The sequence below is a fragment of the Cognatundibacterium jejuense genome (genome assembly GCF_014284255.1).
Lineage (GTDB): Bacteria > Pseudomonadota > Gammaproteobacteria > Burkholderiales > Burkholderiaceae_D > Undibacterium > Undibacterium jejuense.
This window is the reverse complement of sequence record NZ_JACOFV010000001.1, coordinates 116,855-135,125: the sequence shown is the minus strand read 5'-3', so window position 1 is coordinate 135,125 and position 18,271 is coordinate 116,855. Positions and strand designations below refer to the sequence as shown.

General features: G+C 45.9%; 18 protein-coding genes. 8 read left to right on the top strand and 10 right to left on the bottom strand.

The window, feature by feature from the left end:
- Nucleotides 1–123 precede the first annotated feature (123 nt).
- Nucleotides 124–327, bottom strand: a complete 204-nt coding sequence (locus H8K32_RS00665) for a cold-shock protein (RefSeq protein WP_186910542.1) — start codon at nt 325–327, stop codon at nt 124–126.
- 303 nt (nt 328–630) lie between these two features.
- Nucleotides 631–1,110: a thioesterase family protein gene (locus H8K32_RS00660; protein ID WP_186910541.1), complete on the bottom strand. Its 480-nt coding sequence runs from the start codon at nt 1,108–1,110 to the stop codon at nt 631–633.
- 290 nt (nt 1,111–1,400) lie between these two features.
- Between H8K32_RS00660 and H8K32_RS00655 the strand changes: the two genes are divergently transcribed.
- Both H8K32_RS00655 and H8K32_RS00650 read left to right on the top strand, forming a co-directional pair.
- Nucleotides 1,401–1,835, top strand: coding sequence for a hypothetical protein (locus tag H8K32_RS00655; RefSeq protein ID WP_186910540.1), 435 nt, complete (start codon nt 1,401–1,403; stop codon nt 1,833–1,835).
- A 1-nt stretch (nt 1,836) separates the two neighbouring features.
- Nucleotides 1,837–2,874, top strand: coding sequence for a CapA family protein (locus tag H8K32_RS00650; RefSeq protein ID WP_186910539.1), 1,038 nt, complete (start codon nt 1,837–1,839; stop codon nt 2,872–2,874).
- Nucleotides 2,875–2,880: 6 nt separating this feature from the next.
- On the opposite strand, the gene H8K32_RS00645 is transcribed toward H8K32_RS00650, so the two are convergent.
- Nucleotides 2,881–3,192, bottom strand: a complete 312-nt coding sequence (locus H8K32_RS00645; RefSeq protein WP_186910538.1) for a 2Fe-2S iron-sulfur cluster-binding protein — start codon at nt 3,190–3,192, stop codon at nt 2,881–2,883.
- Between the two features lie 106 nt (nt 3,193–3,298).
- Here H8K32_RS00645 and H8K32_RS00640 point away from each other — a divergent pair, with 106 nt between their 5' ends.
- Nucleotides 3,299–3,637 carry a hypothetical protein gene (locus H8K32_RS00640; RefSeq protein ID WP_186910537.1) on the top strand — a complete coding sequence of 113 codons (339 nt, stop codon included), beginning with the start codon at nt 3,299–3,301 and terminating at the stop codon, nt 3,635–3,637.
- A gap of 96 nt (nt 3,638–3,733) precedes the next feature.
- On the opposite strand, the gene H8K32_RS00635 is transcribed toward H8K32_RS00640, so the two are convergent.
- The 4 genes from H8K32_RS00635 to H8K32_RS00620 all read right to left on the bottom strand — a co-directional run bounded on the left by H8K32_RS00635 (nt 3,734) and on the right by H8K32_RS00620 (nt 6,533).
- Nucleotides 3,734–4,030: an SCP2 sterol-binding domain-containing protein gene (locus H8K32_RS00635; protein WP_186910536.1), complete on the bottom strand. Its 297-nt coding sequence runs from the start codon at nt 4,028–4,030 to the stop codon at nt 3,734–3,736.
- A 115-nt stretch (nt 4,031–4,145) separates the two neighbouring features.
- On the bottom strand, nt 4,146–4,799 hold the full coding sequence (locus H8K32_RS00630; RefSeq protein WP_186910535.1) for a class I SAM-dependent methyltransferase: 654 nt from the start codon (nt 4,797–4,799) through the stop codon (nt 4,146–4,148).
- Nucleotides 4,792–5,595 (bottom strand): HAD family hydrolase, encoded by an 804-nt coding sequence (locus H8K32_RS00625; RefSeq protein ID WP_186910534.1) that lies wholly within the window; start codon nt 5,593–5,595, stop codon nt 4,792–4,794. Before H8K32_RS00625 ends, H8K32_RS00630 begins: the two co-directional genes overlap by 8 nt.
- Nucleotides 5,592–6,533 carry a CysB family HTH-type transcriptional regulator gene (locus H8K32_RS00620; RefSeq protein WP_186910533.1) on the bottom strand — a complete coding sequence of 314 codons (942 nt, stop codon included), beginning with the start codon at nt 6,531–6,533 and terminating at the stop codon, nt 5,592–5,594. The genes H8K32_RS00625 and H8K32_RS00620 overlap by 4 nt, the downstream gene beginning before the upstream one ends.
- Nucleotides 6,534–6,651: 118 nt before the next feature.
- Here H8K32_RS00620 and H8K32_RS00615 point away from each other — a divergent pair, with 118 nt between their 5' ends.
- The gene (locus H8K32_RS00615) at nt 6,652–8,907 is read left to right on the top strand and encodes a patatin-like phospholipase family protein (protein WP_186910532.1); all 2,256 of its coding nucleotides are present in this window, start codon (nt 6,652–6,654) and stop codon (nt 8,905–8,907) included.
- A gap of 45 nt (nt 8,908–8,952) precedes the next feature.
- On the opposite strand, the gene H8K32_RS00610 is transcribed toward H8K32_RS00615, so the two are convergent.
- Nucleotides 8,953–10,119 carry an ABC transporter substrate-binding protein gene (locus tag H8K32_RS00610; RefSeq protein ID WP_186910531.1) on the bottom strand — a complete coding sequence of 389 codons (1,167 nt, stop codon included), beginning with the start codon at nt 10,117–10,119 and terminating at the stop codon, nt 8,953–8,955.
- Nucleotides 10,120–10,255: 136 nt separating this feature from the next.
- Nucleotides 10,256–11,248: a fumarylacetoacetate hydrolase family protein gene (locus H8K32_RS00605; RefSeq protein WP_186910530.1), complete on the bottom strand. Its 993-nt coding sequence runs from the start codon at nt 11,246–11,248 to the stop codon at nt 10,256–10,258.
- Between the two features lie 185 nt (nt 11,249–11,433).
- On the opposite strand from H8K32_RS00605, the gene H8K32_RS00600 reads away from it, so the two are divergent.
- The 4 genes from H8K32_RS00600 to H8K32_RS00585 all read left to right on the top strand — a co-directional run bounded on the left by H8K32_RS00600 (nt 11,434) and on the right by H8K32_RS00585 (nt 16,980).
- On the top strand, nt 11,434–13,146 hold the full coding sequence (locus tag H8K32_RS00600; protein WP_186910529.1) for a methyl-accepting chemotaxis protein: 1,713 nt from the start codon (nt 11,434–11,436) through the stop codon (nt 13,144–13,146).
- A gap of 185 nt (nt 13,147–13,331) precedes the next feature.
- Nucleotides 13,332–15,185, top strand: a complete 1,854-nt coding sequence (locus H8K32_RS00595; protein WP_186910528.1) for a DUF885 domain-containing protein — start codon at nt 13,332–13,334, stop codon at nt 15,183–15,185.
- A 225-nt stretch (nt 15,186–15,410) separates the two neighbouring features.
- The gene (locus H8K32_RS00590; protein ID WP_186910527.1) at nt 15,411–16,286 is read left to right on the top strand and encodes an HDOD domain-containing protein; all 876 of its coding nucleotides are present in this window, start codon (nt 15,411–15,413) and stop codon (nt 16,284–16,286) included.
- A gap of 166 nt (nt 16,287–16,452) precedes the next feature.
- Entirely contained in the window at nt 16,453–16,980 is a 528-nt protein-coding gene (locus tag H8K32_RS00585) for an NADPH-dependent FMN reductase (protein ID WP_186910526.1), read from the top strand.
- A gap of 95 nt (nt 16,981–17,075) precedes the next feature.
- On the opposite strand, the gene prpF is transcribed toward H8K32_RS00585, so the two are convergent.
- Nucleotides 17,076–18,266: a 2-methylaconitate cis-trans isomerase PrpF gene (gene prpF / locus H8K32_RS00580; protein WP_186910525.1), complete on the bottom strand. Its 1,191-nt coding sequence runs from the start codon at nt 18,264–18,266 to the stop codon at nt 17,076–17,078.
- Nucleotides 18,267–18,271: the final 5 nt, after the last annotated feature.

Here is an 18,271-nt window from a genome sequence, read left to right as displayed (position 1 = left end):
CTACGCAGTATAAAGTTGTTTTATTAAAAAGTGCGAGACACATTTACAACGACCAAAAAAAATCCCCGACAAATCGGGGATTTCTTATTGCAAGGCTGTTATATCAGCCCATCAACTCTCTAATTACAGAGGAGCGATGTTGGAAGCTTGCTTACCTTTAGGGCCTGTCGTTACTTCGAAAGAAACGCGTTGGTTTTCTTTCAAAGATTTGAAGCCGGAAGATACGATTGCGGAGAAGTGAGCGAACAAATCTTCGCCGCCTTCATCAGGAGTAATGAAACCAAAACCTTTAGAATCATTGAACCACTTAACAATACCTGTTGCCATTACTATTTCCTATTTCAGTTAATTTGGGCATTTGCCCGATAGATCGTTTCAACCAAGTAAGAAATGACAGACTGATACTGCACTACCACTTTGAATCTCAACGACTAGTTGATTATACGCACAATCTGCAAGAGAAAGTAAATAAAAAATGAAGATATCTACAAATATATTCAACTTTTAGCGCAACTTGTCCAATTTCAGCCAAATTGGCGACCTCATCTGCATCAAATCGATACTAAATGTTAGCTATAAGGCATTTCCATGAGCGCATCCAAAGGTGCGCACAGCCAAGCGGTATCTTACTTAAGTACGTCCGTGCAACATAAATGCAGCAGCACCGGTTGCAATACGCTCGTTTTTTTCATTTCGCAAATCCATCAAGACATTCGCGACACGCTTACCCAATCGCGTCACTTCTGCATTGGCTGTAAAACTCGCCCCCTTCCCTGGTTGCAGATAATCAATTCTTAAATCGATCGTGCTCATCAGGCCAAATTCTCTTAGTTGAGAAAAGACATCTTCTTTAGGATGTAACGCTGCCATTTTTAACAGAATCGCGATGCCAGCAACGCTATCGAGCACTGAGGCAATCACTCCGCCATGCAACATGCCTTGCGCAAAATTACCAAGTAATTCTTCACGCATATCAAACTGGAGTCGAGGACGATCCGGATCAAGACTGGCAACCTTTACGCCCAACAAGTGACAAAATGGGATTTTTTCTTCTAACACCTGCGTCAGCAAAGTTTGAAATTCTGGATTGTTCACCATCTCTTGTTTCATTCGTTGACCATTTAAAAAATTTCTATCGTGGATGAATGCCAATAAGGTCGGGGATTAGAAAGGACACGCTTGGCAAGACGATAAACTGTACCCGAAATAAACAAAAGAAAAAGACACTGCGACAACATCTGGACGAAAACCTCTAGACCGGCACTACATTTCAGGACTTACGGACAAAGCTTCAATCGCGAAAAATTAACAATATGAGTAGCAATTTCTCACAAACCCAACATATAGAAGACTGAGTTGGCGTTATGATACGGCACCCACATTTTCTCGCGTGTACGAGTATGCAAATTCCTTTATCAAAAGCAATCTTCAATTTTGCCATCAAGAATTTTCTCTTATTTGGAGCCTTGAGTGTTGCAGGCCTACAAAGTACGGCACAGGCCGCGCCACTTCTGCGCTGTTACGCCACATATGCGGGAGAGACACAGATTATCGAAGCGCACCCCTCCGACAATCCCTATCAAATTGAACCAGTTGATATCGGTGGCCGCTTTAAATTAAAGATGGAAATGAACGGCGAGCAGAATGCCATTAACTACATCAAAATTTACGCTTACTTTCAAACCTCGCACGGCGACGTCCCCATCCACGAAGCAAGTTATTACCCGCCTTTTCAACGACGCAACGAAGAATCTGTCTTAACACCATTCAATCGCCTATATGCAGGGCCACTAGAGCGCGAGCTACAATATCATTGCACTTTGCAGGACAAATAATATGAAACTTACCTCAACACTGCAACAAACCGCACGACTACTGGTCATCGTTTCAAGTTTTATTGTCACAAGCAACACAACCCTCGCCATCAGCGCCGAAACACCAAAACCTACAGTCAGCATGTTATTCGCTGGAGACATTGTTCTAGACGGAGTGCCAGCGCAGTGGATCGCAGAAAAAAAAGATCCTCTAGAGGCTTATTCTGCCATCTTAGCGAGCACTGATATCCGTATTGGCAATTTGGAGTGTGTAGTTGCAACAACGGGTGACAAAGCGGAGAAAATTTTTACTTTTCGCGGCAATCCCATCGCCCTACCAACGATTCATCAGCATTTTGATGCCGTGTCACTCGCCAACAATCATTCAGGAGACTTTGGTCGCGCCGCTTTCACAGAAATGTTAGGGCATTTAGAACAACAAAAATTCTCCTATTTTGGCGGTGGCAGAAATTTAAAAGCAGCGCATAAGCCACTGATACTTGAACGCAAAGGAATCAGGATCGCCCTATTAGGTTACGACGAATTCATGCCGCGCAGTTTTGAAGCAACAGCAACGGAAGCTGGCGTCGCCTGGAGTGAAGACGATGAACAGGTGGTCCGCGATATTAAAAATGCCCGCCTCACCTACCATGCCGACGTAGTTATTCCATTCATGCATTGGGGCTGGGAAAATGAACCATTATCCGGAGAGCGGCAACACCAGCTTGCTCATCTCATGATTGATGCGGGCGCCGACGCAGTGATAGGCGGACATCCGCATGTAACTCAGGATACCGAACAATATAAAGGCAAACCTATCATATACAGCATTGGTAACTTCATGATCGATTCGCTTGATAATGAACCACAAACCCGTGGTTGGATAGTGAGGCTAGAGGTGAGCACTTCGGGCGTTAATGCATGGGATACACGCCTGGCAAGACTCAACGATGACGGGATTCCCTACCCCGACAAAGAGGCTATGACGCCATGCTGGCATGGCAAGGGTGAGGCAATACAACAGTGTAGCAATGCGGAAACACGATTTATTCCGCATTAATCGACATTAATCCGCATCCAACTCATTAATGGCAAGCGGCGCCTGAATGACCAGGTGTCCGTTCGCTTCCGCTACACAAGGCAAAATCCAGGTTTCTGCTTTCTCTTCCGCACTTAAGCCCGGCCATTCAATACGATATTGAATCGTTCCCTCAAGCAACTTACACATACAAGCGCGGCAGACACCGTTTCGGCACGAGCTCGGTAAGCGTATGCCTGCGTTCAACGCAGCCTCTAATATAGTTTGCCCCGAAGGAATCTGGCAGGACCACCTTTGCGGCAGCACAAGTAATTCCTTAGCATTATTACTTTGTTCCATGAGTTTCAAAGCATCCCTTGTTATTCCATCCGAATTTTACTAAATTGAGGTGCGCCTCCGGATTATTCTCAAAGTCAGGGCGCAAGTAACATTTCAGGAGTTCAACATGAATCATGTTAGCAGCACTGTGATACAAGCACAGCCACACTTCTCCAGCGAACGCAGAAATCAACGCGCACCAGAATTCACCCTGCTAGAAGTAGACCCCAGAGATGTGGTCGATGGAGCCATTGTAGACGGCGGATTTTATGCTGAAGATGTGCAATCGGTAGGCAAGATGCGCGAACATTGCCCTTACTGTATCACGGTACAATTGCAATTGGTCTTACGTTACAAACACGTCAAACGTTCGCATTTATTCTGCAATTCATGCACCCGTTGCTTTGATGCACTATACCCGGATGGCACCTCTGCATTGATTGTTGGCGCGATGTCGCTGGTTTAGCATTTTCCAATAAAAAACCGCAGCATCGATAGATTTCTGCGGTTTTTTTCCGGCTTTAGAATTCAGATTTGAATTCTGGCTTGAAGTAACAAGTTCTTAGACTACTGTTTGCAAGCGCATTGCAACGCCCATATCGCCAGCAACTTTCAACTTGCCCATCATAAATCCATTCATAGGGTTCAATTCACCCTTCAACAAAGCTGCCAAGTTTTCCAAAGAAATGGTAATTGTGCAGGAAGCTTCTTTATTTTCATTGGATACCGTGTTTGGCGTCGCTGTCGCATCGACAAAAACCACGCCATCACTACCACAATCAAATTTCAGGGTGGCATTCAAACCGCTATCATCACCAACTTTAGTGCGAATTGTCTCTGTGCATGTTTGCAAATCCATGTCTACTCCTTCTATCCAAGTTTAAAAACCCAAGCAATGTAGCACGTCTCGGTTTCGAGGAACAATACTAGACGCCTAGGATTGAAAATAAATTACCAATTAAACTGAGCTCAACTTACTTCAGAATACAGGTCAATAACCAGTAATGTTCGTTCCGCACGACCCTGATATCTCTGACCAATGGACCGAATTTTTTACGCAAAGCACTATCAGTCGGGAAATTTTTGACGATCAAAACCCGTTCACCATCGGCGCGTATGCGAAACTGAAAGGTATTTCCTTCTGCATCTGTACGGGCAATAGGGGTACTGCTACCTTCAATATAATTATTATCCATCAATACCAACAAACTACCCTTACCCGCCCCCTTACTTAACTTTACCAACAGGGCGGCTTGTTCTTCGCGCTTCACATGTGACCAAAAGAATCCTGCAAAGCAAGCTGAATATTGCCCCTCTTTGGCATCTGGCAAATCATAAATGTTTGCCAGTGCAAATTCAGGTTTGACATCCGGATAGTTTTTAGCTTGCGCCAAGTCAAGCATAGGTTGATTGATGTCTGTCGCGTACACCGATTGCGCATGAGGCGCAAATTTCTCGGTCCAGTAACCAGTACCACAAGCGACTTCCAGCACCTGATGATTTTTCAGTAATTCGCAGACGCGTTGCTGCATCTCTTGCAAATCTGCCTGACGTTCTGGTCGTTGATACACTTGCTCCAGGGTTTGCGCGCGTTGAGCATAATATTCGCGCATCGTTTCTTCAGTCATTTTCTTCATCTAATAAAAAGTTAATCAATTCGACAAATCCGGCACCACACGCTTGTTCGGTAACATAGAGCGGATGTGCATCAAATCTGTCCAGGTATTTTTTCACGTTGGCCACGCCCACCGACCATGGATAATGGGCAAACATACTTGCATCGTTTGGCGAGTCGCCAACAAACACACAGCATTCACGCGCGTGATGATCTGCAATATCAAACACTTCTGCCAACAATTTCTGCGCCATGGTCTGCTTAGAAAAATGCATAACAGATGCATGCGCATGGATACTACTGGTCGTTGCATACAAACCATGCTCTCGTATGAAGTCCGCAATTTCTGCCGTTCTGGCTAATGGTAAAGGCATTATTTCTTCACCTATATCAAACGCCAGGTCACCGATGCGCTGAGGTGCATCAGATGCAACCTTCACCTCTGGAAAACGCGCTTGCAATATCACCGCAAATTGCTCCAACTGTTGACGATGTTGCTGACGTAGTTCTGCTTCCGCATAAAACATTGCTTGCTGTTTGCCTGCTTCATCAAGCCAGAATGCGCTCGCCCCATTCTCGGCAATTACCGCATCAAAATTACACAAACGCAGTAAGGGTAAAGTCCAGTAAGTCGGTCTGCCGGTCACGGCAATCCGCAACCAACCAGCCTGCTTGGCTCTATCCAACACTTGCAGCGTTGCTGCGCTCAGCTTACCTGCTGTTGTCAACGTATCGTCAATATCGGTTAGGATGACTTTCAGTCGGCGACGCTCAGTCCGCGGCCAATCACGCAAACGCTGCATGCTCATAAATCGTAATTATCTTTGTTACCTTGCAAAGCACTATCAACCATCTTGCGATTCAGAGTAGGATTCAAGAGCTCAATAAAGGTGTAAATGTAACTTCGTAAATATGCCCCTTGTTTAATCGCAACGCGCGACACATTCATACCAAATAAATGTCCGACCGGAATAGCGCGCAGATTCTTATCACGCTCAGAATCAAAAGCCATGCCAGCAATAATCCCTATTCCCATACCCAATTCAACATAAGTCTTGATCACATCGGCATCGATCGCTTCCAACAAAATATCTGGTTTCAAATTACGGACCTGAAACGCATGATCAATTTTACTTCTCCCGGCAAAAGCCGCGTCATACGTCACCAATGGATAGTGGGCAATTTCTTCCAGTGTGATATTTTTCAACTTCAACAAAGGATGATCTACAGGTACTACAACCACATGCTCCCACTGATAACAAGGGAGTGAAATCAAACCATCAAAGCCGGAAATTGATTCAGTCGCAATCACCAGATCCGCCTGATCGCGCATTACCATTTCAGCGATTTGTTTAGGATTTCCTTGCAACAGAGACAGTCGCACCTTGGGGTACTTCAGCATAAACGCCTGTACCACCTTAGGCAAGGCATAGCGCGCCTGGGTGTGCGTCGTAGCAATGGTAAAACTACCGCTATCTTGCGCCGCATATTCTTTACCAATGCGTTTTAAACCATCAATTTCCTGCATAATCAGTTCAACCGACTTCAAAACGGCACGCCCAGGTTCGGTCAGCCCACGGATACGCTTGCCGTGTCGGGTGAAAATATCGACCCCTAATTCCTCCTCCAACTCAATAATTGCCTTAGAAACACCAGGTTGTGAAGTAAATAAAGCTTTTGCGGCCTCAGTCAGATTAAAATTCTGCCTGACTGCTTCCCGGACAAAGCGTAATTGATGTAGGTTCATAGGTAGCGAGAGTAAATTGGCTTATACCATTAAACTTCGGTAAAGCTTAGTTGATATACATATAGCAGTATATAGAGACCACGACAAGAATTCTATGCTCAATCACAAATACCGTCACATGAAAAGCAGTTTTTTCAAGATTTTGACTATTTTCATACTATTTTCATATGCATTTATCGCAAAATCAGAAACACTGAACCCACCGCAAACGCAAACCAAACCACTCAAGGTCTGCGTCGTCCTCTCTGGCGGCGGTGCACGCGGCTTTGCCCACATTGGAGTACTAAAACAACTCGAAGCCATGCACATTCCCATTGATTGTATCGCTGGCACAAGCATGGGCGCGGTTATTGGTGGTTTATATGCCTCTGGTCTTTCAGCCTCTGACATCGAGCAAAAATTGCAGAATCTAAAACTCAACGATATCGCGCTTGATCGGGTCGAGCGTCGAGCGCTTCCCCAATCAGTCAGAGAGGACGATGATCGGTACCCACTAGGCGCCACTTTAGGCTTGAGTGAAAATGGCGTACGGCTCCCAGCCGGCGTCGTTCAAGCGAGCCAATTTCAAGAATTAATTCAAAATTGGACCGCCCATTTACCTTCGGACATCAATTTTGATCAATTGCCAATTCCATTTCGCGCAGTAGCAACTGACCTCGAGACAGGTGAAATGGTGGTCTTCAACAAAGGCTCGATACATAAAGCAATACGTGCCAGCATGGCCGCGCCCGGCGTATTCGCGCCAACAGAGATAGACGGACGCCTGCTGTCCGATGGTGGACTGGTACGCAATCTGCCTGTCGATATCGCTCGCAGTATGGGGGCAGACGTCGTTATTGCAGTCAATATTGGAACACCTTTACTTCCGAGAGATAAGCTACAAACTTTATTCAACGTCAGTCAGCAAATGGTTAACATCTTGACTGAACAAAATGTACAGGCACAAAAAGCCTTACTCCAGCGGCAGGATATTCTGATTGAACCGGATCTGGGCAACATCGGCTTTATGGACTTTGGTCGCTCCGAAGAAGCCACATTGATTGGTGAGAAGGCTGCAGAAAAAATGCGGACACAATTGCAAGCTCTATCCTTACCGACCGCGGTATTTGTCAGCGCGCAACATATGCGTACCCATCCGCAATTACCGCCGATAACAATAGGCTTTGTCGATATAGATAACAATAGTCAAATTCCATCAGTTGATATCCGACGACAATTAGGAATACCAATCGGCAGCATCTACAACGCTGATGAGATTAATCGAAAGCTGGCCATTTTAAATAACGCCCGCGAATTTGATAGCATCAGCCATGAGCTAGTACAACGCGACAATGAATATGGGGTGCGAGTGGACGCGCGAGGCCGTAATTGGGGCCCGCATTTTTTGCGTTTCGGCCTAAATCTATCCAGTGGCTTCGATGGTGCCGGAGGATTTCGCTTGCAAGTCGGTCATCGACGCCCATGGCTAAACGAGAGCGGACTAGAATGGCGAACAGATGCCACTTTTGGAAATGAAACCAGATTACATACCGAATTGCGGCAACCGCTGTTTGAGCGCGAGGGTATGTTTATCTCGCCATATATCGAATTTAACGACACGACGGTTAATCAATACGTGGACAATACGCGCGTAGCCGAATACGATTTACGCTCCGAAAAAGCCGGTACAGACATAGCATTCAGACTTGGCGATGAAAGTAAATTAGGAGAGGCTCGAATAGGCATTAACTATAATCGGTACAACATACATCCCAAATTAGGTGGCTTCCTGCTCAATTCCGATAATTCCCTGACGAACATCAATTTGCCATCTGGTAGCTTGCAACAATTAGGTATCAAAACATCGATTGTCATTGACCAATTGAGTGACCCTAGCTTTCCAAGGGATGGCTACAAAGTCGCTGGCAATGTGTTTTTTGGCTTAAATAAGAGTGACCACAATTATCAGGAAACATCGTTCACAACGGAGTGGGCGAAAAGTTTCGGTAGCCACAGTGTTAATTTAAAATTGAGCGCCGCCGGCCTATTTCAGTCAAGCACCGCGTTGCAAGGCATAGGCTCAACCTTAGGCGGGTTCCAAAAACTATCGGCTTATCAACAGGATCAGTTCAGTGGAAACTACATGCTTTACGGTAGTGCCACTTATTTATTGCGTGCAGTGAATTTTGAAATGGCGGGCCAAAGTCTCTTCCTGGGATCATCATTCGAAGCTGGCAATGTCTGGGATACAGGCAAAGATATCTCGATTCCTTCTTTACGAAAAAGTCTGAGTCTGTTTGCTGGATTTAATAGCTTTATGGGACCGATTTACTTGGGTTTTGCAGTGGGTCAAGGTGGCGCGAAAAGTGTGTTTTTCCAGATGGGCCGACAATAACCAGCTTGTGTACCTTGGTGGCTAAGCTATCACATGTCAGATAGCTTAGCCACCGCTCAAATACACAAACTTTCCATTCTGTATCCGCGCCATCACTCGCGAACGCTGATCAAGCCCCACATGATCTGTCGCAGACATGCTCACAACACCTTGCGGGATAACAAAATCATGCGTGTTTTCAATCATATTCCTTAATGCAATCCTAAATTCTTTCGTACCTGGGCGCGCCAACTTAATGGCATCAGGGATTGCCCGTGCCATCAGCATGTAGGCACCCCAAGCGTCAGCAGCAAACTGATTCAGACTGTTCACACTATGTTCATTCGCATAAGCAGCCTGGAATTGGCTCGAAAAATCCAGCGCTACTTTCTTTACTTGATTACTTGCTGGTAATTGCGACGCAACAACCGCTGGCCCGGTTGGGAATAAGGTTCCTTCAACATCCTTACCACCAAGGTTCAAAAATTCCTGACTCGCAATACCGTGCGTCTGATAAATCTGTCCTGAGTAACCGCGCTCTTTCAAGGTCTTTTGCGGCAAGACTGCTGGCGTACCCGATCCGGCAATTAAAACGGCATCCGGCTTACTTGTCATAATTTTTAAAATCTGCGCAGTTACACTGGCATCTGTTCTTGCATAACGCTCATTGGCAACAATACTGATTTTTCTTAGCTCCGAAAATTTAGAAAATTCATTCGCCCAACTCTCGCCATACGCATCAGCGAAACCAATAAAAGCAATACGCTTATAACCTCGCTCTGCCATATTTTGCGTTAGTAATGATGCCATATGACTATCGTTTTGCTGCATTTTGAAAACCCATTTTCGTTTCTCGTCCATGGGAGAAACGATAGAAGCAGCAGCCGCCAAGGTAATCATAGGTGTAGAACTTTCAGCCAGACTGTCAAGCATTGCCAAAGACGCAGAAGTCAAATTAGGACCAACAATGATATCGACCTTATTTTCATTGATCAGCTTGTGCGCATTGCGAACTGCATTTCCGGGATCGCTGGCATCATCCAGAATGATGTACTCAAGCTTCTGGCCGGCAATTTCTTTAGGCCAAAGTAAGACTGCTTTTTTTGATGAGGAACCAATGGAAGCCGCCGCGCCTGTCATGGACAAGTCAACACCGACCTTAATTTGCGCCAACACGGATGTACTGACGAAAACTAGCGGCAAAAAAACAACCTGACGAGACACCTTAAGCATGTAAGCGGCTCCGGAAAAAAGCATTTTTACGGCGACTTAATTCGCAAATACGTCGGACAATTCATTAATCATGATCGCAAATACTAAAGCGACGTTCGTGCCGCTAAAGCCAAGCGGCAACGAAGTTATGGTTTAATTAATTTACGGAGTCGGTCTCAACAACACTCTGTTCAATCGCGCCAAAAATCGATTTGCCATTTTTATCGAGCATCTCAATTTTGATCGTATCACCAAAGCGCATGAACGGCGTTACCGGCTCACCCGTCGCGATCATTTCCAGAGCACGTTTTTCAGCAATGCAACTAAAACCTTTGCTCGCATCCTTGTTGGACACGGTGCCAGAGCCGATAATGGTACCAGCGCGCGCGTTGCGAGTTTTGCATAAATGCGTAATCAACTGCGGAAATGAAAACACCATATCAACACCGGCATTTGGCTGCCCAACCAGATTGCCGTTCCAAGTCGAGCGCAGTGGCAAATGAACTTTACCGTCTTTCCAAAACTCGCCTAACTCGTCCGGCGTTACCGCCACGGGCGAAAAGCTGGAAGCGGGTTTCGATTGGAAGAAGCCAAATCCCTTTGCCAATTCTGACGGAATCAAATTTCTCAGCGAAACATCGTTGACCAACATCAGCAAACGAATATGTTCACCGGCATACTGCACTTTCTCTCCCATTGGGATATCACCAGTAATAACAGCGATTTCACTTTCAAAATCAATACCCCACTCCTCAGACGCCAACACAATGTCGTCACAGGGACCAATAAAATCGTCACTACCGCCCTGATACATCAAGGGATCATGCCAAAAACTCTCGGGCATTTCAGCATTGCGTGCCTTTCGCACCAACTCTACGTGATTCACATAGGATGAACCATCTGCCCATTGATATGCCCTTGGCAAAGGTGCCATACATTTTTCAGCGACAAAATCAAAGCTATTGACCGCACGGCCAGCATTCAGACGCGTATATAATTCATCCAATTGAGGAGCAATAAAGTTCCAGTCATCTAAGGCGCGCTGCAAGCTTGGCGCAATACCATTGGCAATACATGCGGTCTTCAAGTCACGGGAGACCACGATCAACTGACCATCACGTGAGCCATCTTTTAAAGTTGCAAGCTTCATACATTTCCTTATTTTTCGAGAGCTTGATGATTTTACATGAACAGAAGTTTGAATTTCACTGTAAAGTTTGATGCTGATACTTCGACTATGGATTCATTACCTAATTTGTTGCTTGCATTTGAGATATAAGCAACAGATTCAACAGAATCAACGGATTTAACATCTACGACAGAAGGCAAATTACTATGAATTTCAACAATCTCAACATAGGCAAACGACTTAGCATAGGGTTTAGTCTTACCTTAATCATTATGCTCATCATGGTAATCGTCAGCATTGTCCGGCTCAATGAAATTTCGCGGCGCAGCCAAGAAATTTTAGACAATAACGCGGTCAGTGTTGCCAGTGGGCTAGAAATTGCCTCTCTGATACAGGAAAATGGGAGCCGCACCCTTGAGATGATCTTAACTTCGGATCAAAACGGCCGCACAAAACTATATACAGCGATTGATACCAACAAAAAGAAAATCAATGAACTTCTCGAAACAATCGGCCAATTAGCGCAGACCGACGAAGAGAAAAAATCCCTGGAAAAGCTCAAAACCTCAATGGCAGGCTTTGTCACAGCATTTAGCAAAACGGCTGACCTCATCGAATTAGATCAAAAAGATGATGCGACAGCAATGATGCAAAGCACGACTTTCCCAGCTTTAAGGCAAGCATTAAACGACATTGCCCATCTGTGCGATATCCAAAAAGCTGCCATGACAGAAAATGGCAATCAGATTAAGAGCAATATCAGCTTTTCACGCAACCTGATGTTAATTTTAGGTTTGGCTGCCTTGGCAATCAGCAGTGCATTTGCAGTTTGGATTGCTCGCTCAATCACACGCCCTCTGGACGCTGCAGTATCTGTTGCAAAAAAAGTGGCAGACGGCGACCTGACAGGAAAAATTCAAGTCAACTCATCTGACGAAACCGGACAGCTGCTTAGCGCCCTGGCAGATATGAATAATAATCTGGTCATGACTATCAGCCAGGTACACAGAAGTACTGAAATGATTTCCACTGCATCCGGAGAAATTGCTGCCGGTAACGCAGATCTCTCTTCCAGAACAGAAAATCAAGCCAGCTCTCTCGAAGAAACCGCTTCCTCTATGGAAGAACTGACCTCCACTGTCAAACAAAATGCAGATAATGCAAAAACTGCTAATCAGCTTGCGATCTCTGCATCCGACGTAGCAATCAAAGGCGGCAGCATAGTAGGCCAGGTAGTAACGACGATGGGCTCAATTAAAGATAGCTCGGGAAAAATCGTTGATATCATCGGCGTTATTGACAGCATTGCATTCCAGACTAATATTCTGGCCTTGAACGCCGCCGTAGAAGCCGCCCGTGCTGGGGAGCAAGGACGTGGCTTTGCGGTCGTTGCTACCGAAGTGCGCAATCTGGCTCAACGCAGCGCCAGCGCAGCAAAAGAAATTAAAGGTTTGATTGATGATTCTGTCGAAAAAGTGAATTTTGGTAATGAATTGGTCGGTCAGGCGGGCGTTACGATGGAAGAAATTGTGACATCGATTAAACATGTTGCCGATATCATGAGTGAAATAACGGCGGCAAGCCAGGAGCAAAGCGCAGGTATTGAACAAGTCAATCTTGCCATTGCCGAGATGGATGAGATGACACAACAAAATGCGGCCCTCGTTGAACAAGCTGCTGCCGCCGCTGAAAGCATGCAAGAACAAGCCGGCGCTCTGGCTCAGGCAGTCAGCATCTTTAAGCTCACCAATATATTGCAAACGCCAGCAAATCGTCCAGATAACAACACCGGAACACTAACAAAAAAAGCACCCGCTAAATCGGTGAATCATAAAAAGGCTGCCAGCACCCCGCAATTAAGCAACAAATCGAATGTCAAACAAGCTGCACCTGAAGGCAATGATTGGGAAGAGTTTTAATTTTTCGTTAAAAACTAACCTCAACGCCCCCCTCTTTCACTACACATCGGCACAGTGCGATCACTGCACTGTGCCGATGTGTAGTGCCACACGTCACGACGCCATCCATTTTTAATCCGTCTCGCGTAAAATAGCGCCACACTTTTTGCCGCGACATGGCACCATCTTATTTTACGGAACAAGCAATGAGCAAAACTGGCCGTCTTCGCCCTGTAATTACACTCTTTAATCCACTAGTATTAAGCTTAATACTGAACGCGGGTGTACAGTTGGAGGCTTATGCAACATCAGAATTATCCAACAAAGCGAGCTCACATACCGTTTCGCAGGCAAACAGCCAGGAATTACTCAAACTGGCCGCCTACTATTACGACCAGCAATCCGAATTTGAGCCTATTTCGTCTACCTACAATGGCGATAATCGTTACGATGACCGCCTACCACAAACATTGAATCCAGCGGTTAAAGCCAAACACACCTTTGTTTTGCGACATATCGCAAAACAATTAAGCCAGATCAATTACGGAAGTTTGAGCGCTAATGACAAAGTAACCTACGATTGTCTTAAGCATGAAGTCGAAGGTGCCATCGAGATGGCAAAGTTTGACGACATACTGATGCCTATCAATCAAATGGATAGTATTCCTTTAACACTGGCACAGTTTGCCAGTGGACAAAGTGCGCAGTCACTCAACACCGTAGCCAACTATGAAGCATATTTAAATCGCCTGAAACAACTATCTGCGTGGCTAAAACAAGCAACGATCAACATGCGTGTTGGTATGCGTCGCGGGATTGTTTTACCAAAAGCGTTGGTGATTTCAACACTTCCACAATACAAACAACTACTGGCAGACAAAGCCGAAGATCAGGCTTATTACCTACCAATCAAAAATTTCCCAAAAAGCTTCACTGAAAAAGACAAAACACGTCTTAGAGAACAATATCGCAATGCTATCGAACAACTCGCCTTGCCAGCTTTACGCAAGTTTAACGAATTCCTTAACAATGAATACCTGCCTGCCGCCCGCACCAGCACTGGCTGGGGAGCACTGCCAAATGGCGACCAATGGTACAAGGCATGGGTACAAGATCAGACAACCACGCAACTGACGCCAGAGCAAATTCACGCAATTGGCCTTAAAGAAGTCGCCCGCATTCAAAGCGAATATGTCACGCTCGGTCCACGTCTGGGCTATACCGGTGACGCAAAAGGCTTGCCAGCCTGGATGGAGCAGCAAACACAGCATCGTCCATTTAAAACCGAAAAAGAAGTTCTTGACGCCTACCGCGCAATTGACGCCCAGGTTCGTCAAAAGTTACCGGAATTATTCGGTCACATTCCCAAGGCTCCCTTAGATATACGCCCTGAGCCCGAAATCAGCCGTGAAACCGCATCAGACCATTATTCAGCACCAGCCATTGATGGTTCCCGCCCGGGTGTGTTCTGGGCAGTCATTAACAATCCCGCTGATTATGCAACGACTGGTATGAAAACGCTGTTCTTGCATGAGGGACAACCAGGACATCACTTCCATCTGGCGACCTTGCAAGAATTGGACGTGCCAAAATTCCGCAAAGTTGGTGGTAATAACGCCTACACTGAGGGTTGGGCACTCTACGCCGAGACTCTTGGAACAGATATGGGTATTTACCAAAATGACCCAAGCGCCTATTACGGTCATTTGAGTGATGAAATGCTACGCGCAACCCGCCTCGTCGTCGACACTGGCATGCACGCCAAGGGATGGACCCGTGAGCAAGGTATTCAGTATTTACAAGAAACACTGGGCTATAGTGAAGCCGTGTCTCGCCAATGCATAGAACGCTACATGGCATGGCCAGGACAGGCACTTGGATACAAGATCGGCTCGCTGAAGATAATGGAACTACGCCATAAGGCAGAAGCGGCTTTGGGCAACAAATTTGACTTGCGTCATTTCCATGATGCAATTCTTAGTGACGGTACCCTTCCATTATCTTTACTTGAGACTAAAATGTTGAAATGGATTGCCGAACAACAACAATCCACAAAATAAGCTTCTGATTTAATTTATATTGATGCTCGATTGACCTTATAGGTTAAGTCGAGCAAAATGAAACAGTCAGGCGCATTCTTTAAAGTAGATGCATAAAGGCGGACTATTTTTCTTTTTCAGAATGTGCAATGAGCAACGAAGGGACACATTTTCTTCGAGAGGGGTTCTTAGAAAAAATGCACAGAACCTCAGCGATGCTTAACCCAACTTAGACAGACCTCTGCAATGAACAGATCTAAAGCGCTCAAAAGCATAGTCGAACAGGCAAACCGAGGCGATTTGGTATTTCCGACCAATGTCGCTGCATCGCTCAAAATTCAGCAAGCATTAGATGACCCTGATTGCGCAGTAGACATCGCAACCAAGCTCATTATGAATGAACCCTTGCTTGCAGCGCGCGTGGTGGCCATTGCCAATTCAGCCGCCTATAACCGGGGTAGCGATGTCACCAATGTCAAAGCTGCCATTAATCGACTTGGCTTTCGGTCTCTCCGCGCGGTTGTGGCTACAGTGATCGTCAGGCAGTTAGCAGGCACGAGTAAAGATCGCAACATCAGAAACATCACCAATAAGTTGTGGGAACATACTGCACAAGTTGCCGCGCTATCGCAAGTCATTGCACGCCGTATTACGAAATTGGACGCCGACACTGCGATGTTTATCGGCATCGTTCATGAAGTAGGAAACTTTTACCTGTTATCACGAGCCGAAGAATTTCCATCGTTGTTAGAGCAAGACTCTTCTTTTGACGAAGATGAACAATTACCTGAATTTTCGGACACTATTATTGACTTAGAATCAACAGAAGCAGTGATCGGACGTGCCGTCATTAAGAATCTGTATGTACCCGTTCCCGTCATTGAGGCCTTGGAAGCAATGTGGTTTGGCTTACGTGCGATGCCCCCAGAAACCTTAGGTGACACGATATTACTAGCAAATGAACTGGCAAGCACACAATCTCCACTGGATTTCAATTCTTATTCTGAATCAGAACGTTTCAGCTCAGAAATTGATTTTGTCGTTGGTGATGGAACGCTGAACAGCATACTCGAAGAATCTGACGAAGAACTTCGCGCACTAACAGCTGCATTGATGAGCTAATGCAGCTAATGAGTATGTAGTACTGCTAATTAGCGTAGAAAATGAAAGACCCTAATTTTTTCAGGGGTATTCTTCTACTTGCCATAATAGCCAGATATGATTAGTTACTGACAGAAATGTCAGATATCAATCATTTCAACGCAACGTAGCAGCAGAAAGAAAGCTCATGAAAATCATTGCATTTGCAGCATCAAACAGTCGCCAATCTATCAACAAAAAGCTTGTCACGCACGCAGCAGGACTGATCGAAGGTGCCGAAGTTGAAGTTTTGGATCTGAACGACTTTGCTGCCCCGATTTATAGCCAGGATCACGAAGCTGAGCACGGACATCCGCAGCAAGCTAAAAATTTCTTAGAAAAAATCAATGGTGCAGATGCGCTCCTGATTTCATTCGCTGAACACAACGGCTCTTACACCGCTGCGTATAAGAGTTTGTTTGACTGGTCTTCACGCATACAACAAAAGGTTTTCAATGAAAAACCAGTGATTGCGCTGTCAACATCGCCTGGTCCTGGCGGTGCAAAATCAGTGTTGCAAGCCGCAACGACTTCTTTACCGTATTTTGGTGCAACGGTAAAAGCTAGCTTATCGATCCCATCTTTCCACAGCAACTTCGACACTGCTACCGGCGAGCTCAGCAATCCTGAATTAAAACAACAATTACAAGCGGCACTGGCGACTTTGAAAGCTTAAGCAACAAAACCCCAATCCGCAAAAAAAGCGAACATCGCCAAATTAGAGCGATGTTCGCGAGCGATCTGATTGGTAATATTCCGTGATTACCAGAACTAAAAACTATCAGCAGGAATTCTTACCCAACCTTCCATCAGAACCCGTGCGCTGCGGCTCATGATCGCCTTTTTTACGACCCATTCACCGTTGAGCTGGGTTGCCTCCGCGCCGACCCGCAAAGTTCCTGAGGGATGGCCAAAACGTACTGCTGTGCGCTCACCACCGCCCGCCGCCAGATTGACCAAGGTGCCGGGAATCGCCGCAGCAGTGCCAATGGCTACCGCTGCCGTACCCATCATGGCATGATGCAATTTCCCCATAGACATGGCACGAACCAGTAAATCAACGTCGTTTGCAGAAACCGCTTTACCACTTGAAGATACGTAATCCGCAGGAGGCGCTACAAACGCGACTTTTGGTGTGTGCTGACGTTGTGCTGCTTCATCAATATGCTTGATCAAACCCATGCGTACTGCGCCGTGCGCACGGATGGTTTCAAACATGGTCAACGCTTTAGCATCACCATTGATCGCATCCTGCAACTCGGTGCCAGTGTAACCAATCGCTTCTGCGTTGACGAAAATAGTCGGAATACCTGCATTAATCATCGTTGCCTTCAATACCCCAACCCCTGGCACATCTAAGTCATCGACCAGATTTCCGGTCGGGAACATAGAACCACCAGCCCCCTCTTCGTCTGCAGCCGGATCTATAAACTCAAGTTGTACCTCGGCCGCGGGAAAAGTGACACCATCCAGTTCAAAGTCGCCCGTTTCCTGCACTTCGCCATTGGTGACGGGAACATGCGCAATAATTGTTTTGCCTATGTTCGATTGCCAAATCCGTACCACGGCCACGCCATTTTGCGGAATACGATCTGCCTCTACCAAACCAGCACTGATCGCAAAAGAACCAACCGCGGCAGATAAATTGCCGCAGTTACCGCTCCAGTCAACAAATGCTTTATCAATCGCTACCTGACCAAACAAATAATCGACATCGTGATCTGCGCGCGTGCTTTTCGACAAAATCACTGTTTTGCTTGTCGACGAGGTCGCCCCTCCCATGCCATCAATTTGCTTACCATAAGGATCGGGACTACCAATTACCCGCAACAACATCGCATCACGTGCAGAGCCCGGCACCTGCGCTGCAAGCGGTAAATCCTGCAAACGGAAAAATACACCCTTACTAGTACCGCCGCGAATATATGTCGCAGGAATTTTAATTTGAGCTGGATGAGCCATTTTTC